Raw genomic sequence first — 17,364 nt, forward strand, 5'->3', positions numbered from 1 at the left:
GTGATTTAAAAACATATGAAACAAAAATATCAATACATAAAAAATACAGAGTTAGATTTAAAAGATAAAATTTTTGGGATAAATAAACCTAAAAATTTTTCATCTAACCAAGTGATTCAAATTATCAAAAAATATTATGGTTTAAAAAAGATAGGACATGCCGGAACCTTAGATCCACTAGCAACTGGTTTATTATTAGTGGCCACAAATTCTAAAACTAAAGAACTGAATGAACTAATATTAGAAAATAAAAAATATGTTGCTGAAATCCAATTTAACTATCAAACTTCTACATATGATGCAGAGGGTGAAATAACTAATTACACAACAAGAAAAATACATGAAAAAACTTTAAAAGAAGAATTAAAGTTTTTAAATTCTACATATTGATACCAACAACCACCAGTTTATTCTGCAGTTAAAATAAAAGGTAAAAAATTATATGAGTATGCAAGAGCTAACCAAGAAGTTAGTGTTCCTTTTAAAAAAGTTTATATTAATAAAGTTGAATTAATTTCTTTTGATTCAATAAGTCAAAAGACTTTTGTTTCATTAGACGTTTCAAAAGGTTTTTATATTAGATCGTTTGCTAACGATATTGGTTTAAGACTAAATAATTATGGATACTTATTAAATTTAAAAAGAGTTGAAGTGGGAAATTATAAACTAGATCAAGCTTATGACTTTTTTGATCTAGTTAAACAAGTTAATTAATTGCTATCAATATAAGATGCTGTAAATAAAAATGGTGATCCTGAATTATCATTTAGTAAATCTTTTTTAGGGTTTTTTAGTAAAAAAGTTTTAGGACTATACATTAAAACATTTCTATATATTTTTCTACCTAAATGTTTATCAGTAATAAAAATAAAAGATTTTCTTCTTAGTGTTTTTGGTTTGTCTTTATAACTTTCCAATAATTGATTTCATCATTTTTTAAAAGATTCTTCATCAACAAAATTAACTGTTCAATTTAAATTGTTAAAAACCTTGTTTCATTTATTACAAAAAAATTCTTCAATTACAGGAATATCAAATTTAGGATGCAAGAAAATTACAATAGATTTATTTTTTAAAATTTTTCTTTTTGTTCTTTTAAATGAAATATATCTTTCTTTAAACCTAAAGTAACTAAACCCTATAAATATTTTATAAATGTTAATCATAACTAAATTTTATAGATTAATTATATTTTCTATTTCATTAAAAAATCTATCTTTATCTTCTGCAAAAAAAGCATGACCTTTATCTTCATAAATAGAAAAATAAGGTTGGATATTGTTAATAGTTGAACGTTGTATAGTTTTTTGGTTATCTATTAATTTATCTTTTTCACCAAATAAAAAATAAAAACTTGAACCAATTGTTTTAAAAGCCTTATCAATTTTATAAAAAGTTGATGGTAGTGACATCCCTAAAATAACTCATTTTAAATTTTTAGAATTCTTTTTAAAAAACTCTAAACTTAATTTCTTATATAAATATTTTTCTAGTTCATAAACTGTTTTTTCAGCATTAACAAAAATCATTTTTTGTAATTCCATAAAATCATCAGAGTTTTTAATTTGGAATAGCTTAATTTTGTCTATTACTTTTAAAATAGAATATTTAGAATATGGTGCAAGTAAAATTGTTTTTTCAATTATATTTTCATTTATTTCTTTTAACTCATGTGTAACTGTTGCAGAAATTGCACCACCATAAGAATGACCAACCAAAATAATTGGTCCATAATTTTGATAGATGCTAATAATATATTTTTTTATTAAATCAATTATAAATTTAAAAATTAAATGATAAGGTTTGTATTCTTTTGATCCATGACCAGGTAAATTAATTAAGTGGATATAGTGATTTTTATTTTTTTCAACAAACAATTCTCAACAACTACTATTAGAAGCAAAACCATGAATAAATACAATATGTTTTGATTCATTTGTTTTGTTAACTGGTTCAATTATTTTTTCTTCTAACAGCTCAATATCTAAATCTTTTTCACTATATAAACTCATTGTAATCACCTCGACTAATAATTAATATTTAATTTTCTTTAAATCAAAATCACTTAAGAATTTTTTAGCAATATCACAGTCATTTTTTATAAATTTAATTAGTGTTTTTATATCATCAAATTTTTGATTTGGTCTAATAAATTTTATTGGATATATTTTTATTTTTTTATTATATATGTCTTGGTTAAAATCAAAAATATGTGTCTCAACAGTTGGTTTAGTATTTTCAAAAGATTTTGGGATACCAATAAAAGAAATACTTTTATATAATTTATCATCAATTAAAGTTATTGAACTATAAGAACCAGATGGGATTTTAATGTCTTTATTGTCTTCAATATTTGCTGTGGGAACATCAAGTTCAGATGCTAATCCCTTTCCTTTAATTACTACATTTGAATAATAAAAATTAAACATCATCATTTCATTAGCTTTTTCTAAAAAACCAGATTCTATTAGTTCAATAATATTTCTAGAAGAATAAAATTCATTTTTATAAATCTCTTTTAAATTAAAAAAAGATTTTAAAAGTTCAACATTTCCTTTCTTATTTTTACCAAAACAAAAATCAGAACCAACAACAATATTTTTAGGTTTTATTTTTAATAACACTTCTTTTATAAAAACATCAGCATCAATATTATTTTTTAAAATATCATAAACAAAAATATATTCAGGATTAAATTTTGAAAGATTTTCAATTCTTTCATCTAATGAATAAGGTCTTTTAAACTTAGAAGGATTGTTTTCAAAAATTAAAAAACTAAAGTTCTTTAATTCTTTAAATAATTCATGGTGACCATAATGAATTAAATTAAAATGTCCTAATACTAGGTTTTCTGTATTTTCAATTTGATTGTTAAAAGGTAAATTAATTTTAATAATTTTCATATTTTAAAAAACTTTAATAAATCAATATAAATTCTATTATCTTTAGTTATTAAAATTACAAAAATGTAAGTAAAGGTATAAATAATAAAAAATCTTGCAAAGTTCTATTTGCAAGATTAAATGTTAAATATGTATTAATGAAATTTTTCAATATTCTTTTCTTTGACTTTTAATAAATATGTTTGATTATCTTCTTCTTTTCTAAAATATAAAGAAGCATTTAAATCACAATCAAAGATAAGTACAAAAAATAAGTTATCTAAACTGTAAAAATAGTCTTTACAAATCTCTTTATGCAAATCCAAATTATCTTTGTTTTCATCATATATAACTACTAACAAAATATTGTTTTGATCTTTAATATAATTTGGTTGATAACAAGTAAAGTTTGGAGTTAATACTTTATTATTTTTTCCATATATCTTTTTCTTGAATTCAATATCATTAATGTTAATATTTTTACTTTGTAAAAACTTTAATATTTTTATATATTTTTTTCTTAAGCTACTGATTTTGATTTCATCAAAAATTGATTTAGATTTTTTGGATTTGTTATCAAAGATGCTGTTTTCTTTTTCTTTTCTTTTCATAAGTTTATAGTTACTAAATAATATTTTACTTGAAAATCAATTTTATAAATTACTTATTAATTTATAGTTATTCACTAAAATTGTTTTCAATATATCTTTTTGCTTCAATTGCAGCTATTGTTCCATCACCTACAGCAGTTGAAATTTGTCTCACTGTTTTGTTATTAACATCACCTGTACTAAATAATCCAGGAATTGAAGTTTCCATTTTTTCATTAACTAATATAAAGCCTGTATTTGGATCAGTTATTTCTAATCCTTCTACCATTTTATTAGTTGGAACAAATCCAATGAAAGGAAAAATACAATCCACATTTATTTTTAAAAGCCTATTATCATTAACATTTTTAATAATAATTCCATTAATGGTTTTGCCATCACCTAAAAATTCATGAGGAATAGCATCTAATACTAGTTCAATTTTTTTATTAGCTTTTACTTTTTCAACAACCATTGCATCTGCTCTAAAACCTTGTCTTCTATGGATTAAATAAACTTTAGAAACTATATCAGCTAAATATAATGATTCCTCTAATGCAGTATTACCACCACCAATTACAGCAACCGGTTTATCTTTATATAATGCAGCATCACAGATTGCACAGTAACTTACTCCTCTACCATAGTATTCTGCTTCATTTTTAACACCTATTTTTTTCTCAGTCATTCCAGTTGCAATAATTACAGCTTTTGCATATCTTGCTTGCCCATCAGCAGAAAAAACATGGAATATATCTCCAACTTTTCTAATTTTAGTTACTTCACCAAAAATGAATTTAACCCCTAATTCACTTACTTGTTTAAAAAAGTTCATTGCAAGATCTGGGCCACTAACACTTGTAAAACCTGGATAGTTTTCAACAAAACTAGTTTTTACAACCTTACCCCCTGGTGTTTCTTTTTCATAAAAAGCTACTTTTAAATTTGCTCTTTTACAATATAGTGCTGCAGTTAAACCAGCAGGACCAGCACCTACAATTAATACATCAAAAAAATTTGGGTTGTTTAAGTAATTACTATCTATTCTCATAAAAACTCCATAAAGACTAAATATATATAGTATATAAAAGAAAAGACTAATATTTACTATATATTAGTCTTATCTTTATAATAAAAAACTAAATTATTAATCTTTATTTCTAATCATTAAGAAATTATCATAAATTGATCAAAGGTGGTCAATTGTTCTATCAATATATTTCATAACAATAGAAAAAGAAAAAATGAAATCTACTTGATGATCAATTGATAAAGATAAATCTTTTAAAGCTTCAGATAAAATTGATTTATATTCTGCTCTGAATTTTGCAATAGTTGATTTAACATCATCTAAATACTTTGCATAGTCTGAGTGACTCTTAAAGACATCTGCCATCTTTTCAAAGAAAACATTAGAATTTTCTAAACACTTAATCACTATATTTTTAATTGGTTTAGAAAGATTTTTATTTGCTAAAGATCATATTTTTTTTGAATATCAAACGATGTTATATGCTTGTTCAGCAATTCTTTCTAAATCTCTTGAAGAATATAAAATAGCAACAATAAACCTTAAGTGATTTGCTCTTGGCTGATCTTTAGAGATAATCCAAATACAGTCATCTTTAATATCTCTTTTCTTTTCTTTTGCTTTTGTTTTTTTAGAAAGCATAACACTTACAGATTCATCTGAGATTGTTTCTTGTTTTAAGATTTCACATGCTTTAACATGATACCTATAACACATGTCAACAAACTCTAAAAAACTTTGCTTTAGTTCATATTCTGATTTTTCTAAGCTGTAAAAATTGATTGCCATATTTATCCGATTCTCCCATTAATGTAATCTCTTGTTTTCTTTTCTTTAGGTTTTAAGAAAATATTTTTTGTTGGCCCATTTTCAATAATTTTCCCTTGGAAAAAGAATACTGTTTCATCACTTATTCTTTGGGCTTGTGCCATTGAGTGAGTAACAATAATAATAGTATATTTCTCTTTTAACTCCATTATCAACTCTTCAATTTTAGAAGTTGCAATTGGGTCCAATGCAGATGTAGGTTCATCCATTAATAGAACTGAAGGTTTACAAGCAATTGCTCTAGCAATACATAATCTTTGCTGTTGCCCACCTGAAAGATCAGTTGCTATATCATTTAAGTTATCTTTTACTTCATCTCATAATGCTGCACTTCTTAATGATTTTTCAATTGTTTCATCTAGAATCTTTTTATTTTTAATACCTTGGTTTTTTAATGCAAAAGCAACATTATCATATATAGACATAGGGAATGGAGTGGCTTTTTGGAAAACCATTCCAACTTTAATTCTTAAATCTAAAACACTAAACTTTTTAGAATATATATTTTGTTTCTCAAAATATATGTCCCCATCAAAAGTGGTATTAGGTAGTAATTCATTCATTCTGTTTAATAGTCTTAAAAATGTAGATTTACCACAACCACTAGGACCAATAAATGAAGTTACTTTATTTTTTTTAATGTCTAAATTAACATCATACAAAGCTTGTTTTTTACCATTTTCGTAATAAAAATTTAAGTCTCTAATTTCAAAGATGTTTGAATCATCAAAATCTTCTTTAAAATCATTTCTTTTAGTTTTTAAATCACTACTTGTTTTAGTAACAGAACTCATTAATTTACTAAACTTATTTTTAATATCTTTAATCATAATTAATTGGTCACTTTCTATGCTGTAGCTATTTTATTTTTATTTAACAAACTTTGTAGTTTTGTTTTTATTTTATAAGAAATGAATTTAGATTCTAAACATATAATTCTTCAATTTGGAATTACATAATATCCAATTGTTATTAAAACCAGAATTAGTAATAATGTTAAAAAGGCAGATTCATACATTACATTTTTACTTTCAGCTAAATTAGTATTAGTTAATTGGGCATATATTCTAGTTGTTAATGTTTGACCAGAATTTACTAATGCTGTTTGTCCTGAACCTGTAATTCCTGCTGTTAAATATAGTGGTGCAGTTTCTGAAAGAATTCTTCCAATTGATAAAACCACACTTGTAGCAAGACCTGTAATTGCTGCTGGTAAAACAACTCTTCTTACAACTTGACTTTTTGTTGAACCTAAAGCTAATGCATTTAATCTCATTTCATTTGGAACTTCATTTAATGCAAGTTGAATAGATCTAGCAAATGAAGGAAGAATAACAATTGAAACTGTTAATGCACCAGCAATTAAAGAGAACCCTTTAATTCCTTGGCTTGTTCACCCTAATGTATAAATAAAGAATAGTAACCCAAACATCCCAAATAAAATTGAAGGAGTTGCACCTAAACAATCTAAGAAAAAGAAAATTGTCTTTTTAGCAATTTTATTTTTTGCAAACTCATTTAAATAAATTGCAGTTAATAATGAAATTGGTAATGCTATTAAAATAGCAACTAGAATTATTAACACTGTATTTAATAATGCTTGTCCTGTAGTATTTTTTGTATATTCAAACACAGTTGAATTAGTTGAAGATCAAGCTCCCACACCTACTGAAATTATGTTTAGACTTAGTCAAGCTAAGAAAACAAAACATAATAATACAGAAAATATTTCTCAAAAGAATTTGTATCATGTATAAATATTTCTTAATTTGTATTCTTCATTTCTTTTTTCAATATACATAATCATGTCATTTTCAGTAACTATTTTTCTTTTTCTTCAACTAGGAAAAAATAAATATTCAATCCCTAAAAGTAACTTACTAAAAAATAACTGATAATATTCTTTTACTAATAAAAGTACCTTTGGTAACTTAACACTTTTTTTAGTTCTTGTTAATCTTAGAACAACTAAGTTTAACACCATGATAATTACAAATAGAATGAACCCAAAAGCAAACAGTAATGATTTAGTAGTATCATTACTACTTTCTGTAAACATGTTAGTAGAAATAACAACTGAAATTGTTTTAATGTTTGATGATAATATTGCAAGTAAATTTCCACTTGATAAAACTTGATTATAATCATTTTCTGATTGAAGTAACATTGATAAAGCCATAGTTTCACCAATTGCTCTACCTGTTGCTAAAATAACCCCAACAATAATTCCAGATTTTGCCGCTTTTTTATGAACCTTGTAAATTGCTTTTGTTTTAGTACACCCTAAAGCAATTGAATTACTCAATAACGAATCATCTACACTTTGTAATGAGTCATATGTCATTGCTATTATAGTAGGTAGAATCATAAAAGCTAGCATTATAGAAGAATTTAAAACTGAATATGATGAAACACCAAATCAACTAACAATCATTTTTAAAGATTGTGATGCAAATAAACCAAAAATAACTGAAGGAATTCCTGCTAAAGTTTCAACTGCTACTCTTAATATTTTTTGGTATTTTTTATTCACCCTAAACTTTAAAAAGATTGATGTTTTTATTCCTAATGGAACTGCAATCAATAATGCTATAAAAGTAGTTATTATAGTTGCAGTAAAAGGCATTCAGAATGAAACTGCTGTTCCTGGTTCACCAGCTGTTCCTGCAATATTAAAATCAGTTGTTCCTAAAATTGCTTTTAGTCCATAACTACTAAAACCTTCTATTGCTCTATATAAAATAAAACCTAGTATACCAAATAATAAAACCCCAGAAAAAGAAGCAATTATTCCAGCTATAATTTGGTTTGAATTTGAAAAGAATTTTAATTTTTCAATTCTTGAAATCTTTTTAATATTCATATTTTCTTACCCTGTTTGTTGGCTCTTTTTAATTGCACTATTTGGTATTCCAAATGCACCATTGCTATCCCAATTATTTTTGCTAGCTATATTGCCATCTGAGTTAATATATTTTCCATCCTTCACTTCTCAAAATGTACTAATGAAATTATTTTTATCTATAGTAGTAGAAGTTGTATTGTCATACAACATTGATTGTAAATATGAATTATTGGAAGAAGCAGAAACTAATGCTAATCCATTAATAATATTTTGTGATTCTTGACCAAAGTATAATCATTCCATAAAATCTCTTATCTTTTGAACATCATTTAAAGGAACAATAATGTTATATAGTGAAAACCAATTATATGATGATAAGAAATCTGAATTTAATGAATTGTTGTTAGTTGAATATGCAGTATAAGGATTTTGTCCATTAACTGTAGCAACACTATAACCACTATCTGTTATTGTTTTATAATTTTCCAATACAAAAGATAATGATAGATAAATAATTCCACCATTTAAGTTTTCATCATGGATTTTATTTCATGCTTCAACATTAGATTCATTTGTAGATCTAACATTGCCTCTATAAGCACCAGAATTTAAAATTTCATATTCAACAGAATTTGTATCTGGTTTGTAGTTTTGATATTGAGTTAAAAAAGAAGTCGCAGTTCCACTCGCATCTGCTCCACCTGTTCTTCCATACGGAACAAATACAGATTCATCTGTTGAACTAGGAATTAAATCTTTAATTTTTACAGTTTTAGTTCCAGCAAACATTGGATAAATATAGTTTTGCATCATGCTGCTATCAATTTTTAATTGATCAGATTTGTCACTCGTTTTATAAACAATAGCAATACTATCAAACGCAACTGTAAAAGTTTTTAAGTTTTTATTTGTTCAATCTTCTTTTGTATAGTCATTACTTTGAATTGTAGCTTTTCTAACAGAACTATAGGGGTCTTTAGAAGCTAATCCAATATCAGCAGTTCCTTTGGCAACACTTTGAATACCAAAACCAGAACCTCCACCTTGCACAATTAAATCAGAATTTGTGTAAGCATTAGATAAAGATGTCATTAAAGGTTGTAATGAAGATGAACCTACAAGGGTTAAAATGTTTCTTGGATTTCAAGGAACAGAAAAATATGTGATTGTAGCCACAGGTACAGCAATAGCCACTGTTGATGTGATTATCTTTAAGTACTTTCCCATTACTATCTATTCAAACTTATCTAAATGATACATAATTTTTTTAAAAAAATAATAAAAATATAAAATTTTTTCATTTTTTTAATGCTTATTTATAATTTTTATACTTTTTGTAACTTTAATTATTAAAAAAGCAGAGAATCATTTAAATTCTCTGCTTAAATATCTTTTTAATTAAATTTATTTATCTTCAGACTCAATTCTTAAATATATGGGTTCAGGAGTGTTTATTTTTTGATTATCTAGTGAAGAGAAATCAGTAACAAACTTAATATCAAATTTAGATGAATCAATATTAAATTGTTTTAAAGCTTCTTTAGAACCATCAATTAAAACAGGTTCTAAATAATAAATTACTCTCTTAACAGCATTTAAAATTAAACTCAAGAAGCAATCTAAATCTTTTTCATTATTTTCTTTCTTTAAATCTCAAGGTTTAACTTGTTCTATAAAGAAATTACATTCATTAATTAAATCAATTACTCTGCTTAATATTTTTTGAATATTTAGTTTTTCAATAATAGTTGTAATTTCATCATCAAATTGTTTTAATTGTTTTTCAAATTCTATATTGAAACTTAATTTAGGTTTGCTATATTTTGGAATTATTCCATCTCTATATTTGTTAATCATCCCAATAGATCTATTAAATAAATTCCCTACATTATTAGCTAAGTCTTTATTGAATGTATTAATTAACAATTTTTCAGAAAAGACACTGTCTTCTTTTAAAGAAAGTTCTTTTAATAAATAATATCTAAAAGCATCTCTTCCATATGTGTTAATGAAATAAATTGGATCTAAAACATTCCCAAGCGATTTAGACATTTTACCTTGTTCAGTGATGATTCAACCATGACTAATATATTTAGTTGGTTTTCTTAAACCTAACATTTCAAGCATAATTGGTCAATAAATACAGTGAAATCTTGTAATCTCTTTAGACATTAATTGAACAATTTCAGCATCTTGTGAATTTCAAAACTTTTGGAAATTTGAATCGTCTTTTTGTCTATATCCTAATCCTGATAAATAATTTAATAGTGCATCCAATCAAACATAAACAACATGTTTAGGGTTTTCTTTAATTTGAATTCCTCATGAAAAGTTAGATCTTGAAATTGATAAATCATCAAAATCATCATTGTTTAAGAAACTATTGAATAATTCATTAATTCTAGTAATTGGATAAACTAAATTAGGATCCTTTAAAAATGATGAAATATATTTTTTAAATTGTTTGATTTTTAAAAAATAAGATTCCTCCTCTTTTTGAATTAATGGGTGCAACTGTGCACAATATAGCTTGTCATCATTTTCTTTTCTAACTGCTATATTTTTTGTGTAGTTCTCTTCACAAGATACACAGTATAAACCTTTTCAAACGCCTAAGTAAATAAAATCTTTTTTTAGTAATTCACTAAATGTTTCTTGAACAACATTTTTGTGATATTCAGCTGTTGTTCTAATGAAGTGTGAATACTCAATTCCTAAAAGTTTTCACAAGTTATCAAATACTTTTGCATACTTATCTACTAGCTCTTGGGGTTTTAAATTTAATTCTTTTGCTTTTTCTTCAATTTTTTGACCATGCTCATCCATACCAGTTATAAAAAATGTTTCATACCCTAATTTCTTTTTATATCTAGTTAAAACGTCTGCTATTAAAGTTGTAAAAGCATGCCCAATATGAGGATTACCAGATGGATAATAGATTGGTGTAGTTATATAAAATTTTTTCATTACTTCTCCTTTACTAGTTATTTTTAAATCAATATATTCTTTTATTGCTTCAATCAATTGAGTAACATCTTCAATATCATGAGCAGCGCTTATAGCAAGTCTTACTATTCTGTTGCTGCTATCAGCAATTCCACACTCAATTAAAATATTTTTCATAGCATATAAATATGCTCTTAATTCATTGGCTTTAATTATGTTTGGAGTTTCCATTACTAAAACTCAATTTGATCTAGAATTTTCATTTTCAATAATGTGTCTAAAACCTAAAGTAATTAAACTTTCAGAAAGGTATAAATTTAAGTTAAATTTTTTATCAATTAACCTAGTTAGTCCACCATTATCTTTTATTTCTTCACAAACTTTATTTAATGATGCAAAGATGTTTACTGGATAAGTTGATGGAGTTAATCCATCATATAAACTTCTAACTTTAAAAGTTTGTCAATCTAAGAATTTTGGCTTTCTTTTTTTAATGTTGGCACTTATTTGCATACCCTGTTCACTTACACATACAAATGCAAGTCCAGGTGATACTTCAAAACCTTTTCCACTAGTGGAAACAGCAGCAGTTACTCCATATTCATCAAAATTAAATTCTTCATTTAAAATCCCTGATATTGCATCAACTATAAATAAACACCCATAATCTTTACATAGTTCTCCAACTTTTTTTACTGGATTTAATATCCCACAAGATGTATCCATGTAAACCATGAAAACAGCTTTTTTATTTTTAATTAAGTTTTCAACTTCTTTTAAATCAAAAGATTCACCTTGTTTAATCTGTAATAATGATTGATTTAATTGATGTCTTTTTGCTATATCAATTAAATTCTCACCAAAAAAACCATTTGATAAAATTAATATTTCATCACCTTGTTCTAATAAATTAACAAAAGTAGATTCAATTGCTCCCAACCCTGTATTTGCCATTGCAATAGGATAACCTTTTTTAGAATTAAAAGCTCACTTAATGTTTTCTGCAGCTTCTTTATAAATTTCTTTAATAGATAAAGATCTATGGTGATTAACATATTCACCCAATACTTCTTTTACTCATTCTCTGATTTGGACAGGTCCTGGGGTAAAATATAAAAACCCTTTATCACATTCATATTTAGAATCCATTTTAGACAATGTTTTATAATCATAAATTTTAATAGGTAAGTATTGTTTTTCTTTTAGTTCAACTAAATTACTTAAAACCTTAATATCATCTGAAATTGAATTATTTTTAAAATCAATGTAATTAATAGAAGTTGAGTCAAATATACCAATATAGTCAAAGTGAGTGTTGTAATTTAATTTTATTAAAGTACTTAAATTACTATATTTTTCATTGGTTAATAAATTATTTAAAATTTCTTGATTAAAGTAAAAATTGTCATCTACAATTAATGTTTTTTCATCAGATTTAATAAAGTTTTTTTGATTAAAAAAATCTTCCTTTAATAAAATTTGAACTTTTTCAATATTAACTAAATGCTTTTTTAAAATGTTTGAATATTGTTTTTCAATAACAATATAAACATTTAGATTAGCTTCTGAAAATAATTCAATATTGTTGTCCATAATAGTTTTTTCATTAATAGAAAATAAACCATTAAGGTTAAAACCATTTAGAATAAATTTATTTTTTTTACTTGTATTAACATTGATTATTACACTATTGAAATTCATATACTTCCTATTTTTATCCACTATTTCTTAGTCCTGTAGCTATCCCATTAATAGAAATTAAAATAGCTTCTTGGATTCATTTATTTTTTTTATTTAACTTATTCTTTCTTATCAATTCTAATTGAAAATAGTTAAGAATATTTAAATAAGGAATTCTATCTTCTAAACTTATTTTTAGATCTCTAAAATCCTCTAATAATTCTTTTTTATCACTGATTAATAAAATCATTTTCAAAGTTTTATTATATTCAGACAAGATATCTAAATAAATTGCATCAGCATCTTTATTATTTGATGAATCAAAATAATGTTTTGTAATATCTAAATTAACTTTTGCTAACAACATTTCAATATTAGAAAGTAATGAGTTAAAAAATGATATATTTTTGTATCACTTTTTTAAAATACTTAAATTCTTTTTATTTTGATTTATAAACTGTTCTAATGCAGTCCCAATTCCATATCAGCCTGGAATCATTGCCCTAACTTGTGATCAAGAAAAAACTCAAGGGATAGATCTAAGGTCAGAAAGTTTTTTATTATTTAATCTGCTAATAGGTCTAGATCCTATATTTAGTTTTGATATTTGATTAATTGGAGTGATGTCAAAAAAAACTGATTCAAAACTTTGGTTTTTATAAACTAGATTTTGATATTTATCAAAACTAACTTTTGATAAATACTCCATATTATTTTTAAATTCATCATCTTCATACTTATTTTTTGTTTTATCAACAATTGCTTGTGCAGTTGCAGTTAAAATTGTTTCTAAATTAAATCACCCTTTTCTAGGGTTAGAATATTTAGCTCAGATGATTTCACCTTGTTCAGTAAATCTTAATTTATCATTGATGCTATCTTTTGGTTGAGAGTTGATTGCATAATAACTTGGTCCCCCACCTCTACCAATTGTTCCACCCCTACCATGGAAGAAACTAATTTTTATATTATGTTTTTTTACAATTGCAGTTAATTCATTTTGAATAGTATATAGTTTTCAAGAAGATGTAAAATTTCCACCATCTTTACAACTGTCAGAATATCCCAATAGAACCTCAATTTTATTATTTCAAAAGTTTTCTATAATTGGTCTAGTAATTGGAGAAGTAATCATTTTTTCAACAATTAAAGGTGCATTTGAAATATCTTCAATAGTTTCAAACAATGGAACAATATTTAAATTAAAATCATTTGTATTGTTAACAATCTTATATAAAAATAAGGTTTCTAAAATATCTACAAAACTTTCAGTATTAGAAATGATATAGCTTGAGATTGAGTTATTACCTAATAATGATTTAATTTGATTTATCTTTTTAAAAATATTTATTTCAGATTTATTAAAATCATTCAATTTATCAAAATCTCAAATCATCTCTTTTTCAAAAATGTTTAAAAGTAATTCTTCTTTTTTTTCATTTGACAAATATATATAGTTTTGGTGAATATTATTTGTAGAAAAAATTTCATCAATTAATTCTTTATGCTTTTTAGAATTTTGTCTAATATCAATAGACATTAAATGGAACTCAAAACTTTTAACTGAATAAATTAAATCTACTAAATTTCTTTTAGCAATTTCATATGAATTATTCTTTTTCAAAGAATTTAAAATAAGGTATAAATCATTTAAAAAATCTTTTGTTGAATTATATTTCCCATCTATGTCAACAATTTTGAAATTAGAAAAAGAACTAATATCATATCCAAAAGATTGCAGTGTATTTCAAAGTTTAGAAATGATTTTTACAACTGCTTTTGAATATGGTTCTCTTTCCCTGTTTTTTAGATAAACATCTTTAGTGAACTCATAAATACTTTTACTAATTTTTGAAACTGAATCATGTAGTAATAAGTCATTGTATAAGTTGTTTAATTTTGAAAAATAAAAATTAAAAACTTTTTTTACTTGTCCTTCAAAAGCTATTTCTAAAGATGATTCATTTACAAAACTATTACCATCTCTATCCCCACCAATTCAACTACCTATTTTGATACAAACATTGTCACTTTCATCTAATACATAGTTTTCATTTTTTAGTTTATTAAATTTGTAATTAATTTTAGGAAGGATAGAAAAAAATGTAGTGTCAAAATAATTCAAGATATTTTTTATTTCATTATTTACAGTAATTTTTTCATCTCTTAAAATTGCTACTTGTCACAAAATATCAATTAAAACTTCAATATTCTGTTCTTTATCTAATAAATGAATATTAAACAAACTATTATAGTTAGACTGTTTATCTAGATATTCCATTATCTTTCTAGTTAGTCTTAAAATAGTTTCTCTTACAACCTGAGTTGGATGAGCAGTTAACACAATTGAAATATCAATATCTTTTAGCTTTGAAACATTAATTTTATTCTTTTTAATATCTTTGAAGAATCTAACTAAATAATCATCAACATCCAAATATTTATCTTCTCATTTATTTTCATAGTTAGCTTGATAAATATCTTCTACTAAATTTGTTAATAATTCATGGTAAGCAAAATATCTACATAAATATGTAAAGTCTAAATTAGATAATTTTTTAGATATTTTTTGAACATATTCAAAAAGATTTTTATTATTCTTTTCTTTGATTTTGTTTTTAACTTCTAAAGCGATTTTATAAAGTTTTTCACTTGTGTGCTTTTTAAAAACTTTTGTTAGCAAAGATAAAATAAAATTAATTGTTTCATTCATTTCATTAATTGAGAAACTCTTATTTTCTATTAGTCTTTTATCATTCTTTTTGTTCATATATCTTTTTGAAATAACCTCTATTATTTTAAACCTCTTTTTTAATATCACATTTATAAACTTATTTATGTTAAAAGAAATAAAATTAATAAATAAATCAGTGACTAAATTATGTACAAAACAATTAGAGAAAAAACAAAAGCAGTTTATGTTGGTAATGTTCAAATTGGTGGAAATAACAAAGTAGTTATCCAATCAATGACAACTACCAAAACTCATGATGTCGAAAAGACTGTTGCACAAGTAAAGGAATTAGTAAGAGAGGGCTGTGAGTTGGTAAGAATTGCAGTTTTAGATGATGAAGATGCAGCAGCTTTTGGTGAGGTTGTTAAAAATAGTCCATGTCCAATTATTGCAGATATTCACTTTAATCCTTTATATGCAATTAAAGCAATAGAATCTGGAGCTGCTAAAGTTAGGTTAAATCCAGGAAATATCAAAGATGAAGAACAACTAAGAAAAATTATTGATTTAGCAAATAAAAAAAATATCCCCATAAGAGTTGGTGTTAATAGTGGTTCTTTGCCAATGGATTTAATGAAGTCACATGGAGTAACAGCTGATGCAATGATGATTGCTGTGAAAAGATATATAAATTTATTTGAATCAAATGGTTTTAATAATATTGTGGTTTCTTTAAAAGCAACAAATGTATTATTAGCAATTGAAGCATATAAAAAAGCAGCTATGGAATTTAATTATCCATTGCATATAGGGATTACAGAAGCTGGTTCATTATTTAATGGAACTATTAAATCTGCTGCAGGTCTAGGAGTGTTATTGCATGAAGGGATTGGAAACACAATCAGAATCTCATTAACAGGTGATCCTTTGAGTGAAGTAAAAGTATGTAAAAAATTACTGAATTCATTGGGTTTGTATGATAATTTAGTGGATATAATTTCATGTCCAACTTGTGGAAGATTAAATTTTGATTTGAATCCAGTTGTTAAAGAAATAGAAAAATTCACTAGAAAAATGAACTTCCCACTAAAAGTAGCAATTTTAGGTTGTGCAGTAAATGGTCCAGGCGAAGCAAAAGAAGCTGATATTGGAATAGCTGGTGGAAATGGAACAGGGATTATTTTTGCTAATGGAAAAGCTATTAAATCAGTTCCTGAAGATCAATTAGTAGATGAATTAAAAAAATTAATTTCAATAAAATATAAAGAGTATTTAGATAGTAAAAAGGATAAATAACTATGATTAACATTTTTTATAACAAGACAACATTAAAAGACACTATGTTGGTTTCAGTTTCTATGAAAAAACCAAACATTACTAAGAACCATAAAGATGTATTTACAGCATTATATAAAGATGAAGAATTAGTTGGTATTAATATTTTTAATGTTAGTAAACACATTAAATTAAACGATGGGATGATATTAGCGAATAAACAAATATTAGATTTTATTTTAAAAATAACAAAAATTAATCTATCTAAATATGAAGATAAAAATTTTGTTGTAGGTGAAATTGTAAAATTAGAACCTATCCCTAACACTCATTTAAATTATTGTGATGTAGATGTTAAAGATAAAGTATTAAAAGTAGTTTGTGGTGCTGCAAATGCTAAACAAAATTTAAAAGTGGTTGTTGCTATGATAAATACTTTTATGCCAGATGGTAAACCTATTATTAAAAATAGTATTCAAGGTAAAGAATCTTTTGGAATGTTATGTAGTGCAAAAGAACTTAATATGCCTCATGACAATAAAAAAGGTATTATTGAATTAAACAATTCATATCAAGTTGGAGAATTATTTGTAGAACCTTTCTCAAATAAATAA

Annotated in this window: 14 protein-coding genes; 3 read left to right on the forward strand and 11 right to left on the reverse strand. The window is 24.7% G+C overall.

The window, feature by feature from the left end; translation table 4 throughout:
* Window positions 1-15: 15 nt before the first annotated feature.
* Window positions 16-714 carry a tRNA pseudouridine(55) synthase TruB gene (truB, locus tag MYPE_RS04770; protein ID WP_011077744.1) on the forward strand — a complete coding sequence of 233 codons (699 nt, stop codon included), beginning with the start codon at window positions 16-18 and terminating at the stop codon, window positions 712-714.
* On the opposite strand, the gene MYPE_RS04775 is transcribed toward truB, so the two are convergent.
* The 11 genes from MYPE_RS04775 to ppc form a co-directional block, all read right to left on the reverse strand.
* Window positions 711-1,166 carry a hypothetical protein gene (locus tag MYPE_RS04775; protein ID WP_011077745.1) on the reverse strand — a complete coding sequence of 152 codons (456 nt, stop codon included), beginning with the start codon at window positions 1,164-1,166 and terminating at the stop codon, window positions 711-713. The genes truB and MYPE_RS04775 overlap by 4 nt on opposite strands.
* A gap of 9 nt (window positions 1,167-1,175) precedes the next feature.
* Window positions 1,176-2,012: an alpha/beta fold hydrolase gene (locus MYPE_RS04780; RefSeq protein WP_044891315.1), complete on the reverse strand. Its 837-nt coding sequence runs from the start codon at window positions 2,010-2,012 to the stop codon at window positions 1,176-1,178.
* A gap of 21 nt (window positions 2,013-2,033) precedes the next feature.
* Entirely contained in the window at window positions 2,034-2,903 is an 870-nt protein-coding gene (locus tag MYPE_RS04785; protein WP_011077747.1) for a riboflavin kinase, read from the reverse strand.
* A gap of 134 nt (window positions 2,904-3,037) precedes the next feature.
* The gene (locus MYPE_RS04790) at window positions 3,038-3,493 is read right to left on the reverse strand and encodes a hypothetical protein (RefSeq protein WP_011077748.1); all 456 of its coding nucleotides are present in this window, start codon (window positions 3,491-3,493) and stop codon (window positions 3,038-3,040) included.
* 67 nt (window positions 3,494-3,560) lie between these two features.
* Window positions 3,561-4,523, reverse strand: coding sequence for a thioredoxin-disulfide reductase (gene trxB / locus MYPE_RS04795; RefSeq protein WP_011077749.1), 963 nt, complete (start codon window positions 4,521-4,523; stop codon window positions 3,561-3,563).
* 96 nt (window positions 4,524-4,619) lie between these two features.
* Window positions 4,620-5,291: a PhoU domain-containing protein gene (locus MYPE_RS04800; RefSeq protein ID WP_011077750.1), complete on the reverse strand. Its 672-nt coding sequence runs from the start codon at window positions 5,289-5,291 to the stop codon at window positions 4,620-4,622.
* Window positions 5,292-5,293: 2 nt separating this feature from the next.
* The gene (gene pstB / locus MYPE_RS04805) at window positions 5,294-6,124 is read right to left on the reverse strand and encodes a phosphate ABC transporter ATP-binding protein PstB (protein ID WP_044891424.1); all 831 of its coding nucleotides are present in this window, start codon (window positions 6,122-6,124) and stop codon (window positions 5,294-5,296) included.
* Window positions 6,125-6,177: 53 nt separating this feature from the next.
* The gene (locus MYPE_RS04810) at window positions 6,178-8,193 is read right to left on the reverse strand and encodes an ABC transporter permease subunit (protein ID WP_011077752.1); all 2,016 of its coding nucleotides are present in this window, start codon (window positions 8,191-8,193) and stop codon (window positions 6,178-6,180) included.
* 6 nt (window positions 8,194-8,199) lie between these two features.
* Entirely contained in the window at window positions 8,200-9,402 is a 1,203-nt protein-coding gene (locus MYPE_RS04815; RefSeq protein WP_011077753.1) for a substrate-binding domain-containing protein, read from the reverse strand.
* A 177-nt stretch (window positions 9,403-9,579) separates the two neighbouring features.
* Window positions 9,580-12,822, reverse strand: a complete 3,243-nt coding sequence (metG, locus tag MYPE_RS05610) for a methionine--tRNA ligase (RefSeq protein WP_083755103.1) — start codon at window positions 12,820-12,822, stop codon at window positions 9,580-9,582.
* A gap of 13 nt (window positions 12,823-12,835) precedes the next feature.
* Window positions 12,836-15,571, reverse strand: coding sequence for a phosphoenolpyruvate carboxylase (gene ppc, locus MYPE_RS04825; protein ID WP_011077755.1), 2,736 nt, complete (start codon window positions 15,569-15,571; stop codon window positions 12,836-12,838).
* A 111-nt stretch (window positions 15,572-15,682) separates the two neighbouring features.
* Here ppc and ispG point away from each other — a divergent pair, with 111 nt between their 5' ends.
* Together ispG and ytpR are read left to right on the forward strand one after the other, a co-directional pair.
* Window positions 15,683-16,771 (forward strand): flavodoxin-dependent (E)-4-hydroxy-3-methylbut-2-enyl-diphosphate synthase, encoded by a 1,089-nt coding sequence (gene ispG / locus MYPE_RS04830; RefSeq protein ID WP_011077756.1) that lies wholly within the window; start codon window positions 15,683-15,685, stop codon window positions 16,769-16,771.
* 2 nt (window positions 16,772-16,773) lie between these two features.
* A complete protein-coding gene (gene ytpR / locus MYPE_RS04835) occupies window positions 16,774-17,364 on the forward strand; it encodes a YtpR family tRNA-binding protein (RefSeq protein ID WP_011077757.1) in 591 nt (196 codons plus the stop codon).

This window comes from Malacoplasma penetrans HF-2 (assembly GCF_000011225.1).
In the GTDB taxonomy this organism is placed as follows: Bacteria; Bacillota_I; Bacilli_A; order Mycoplasmatales; family Mycoplasmoidaceae; genus Malacoplasma; species Malacoplasma penetrans.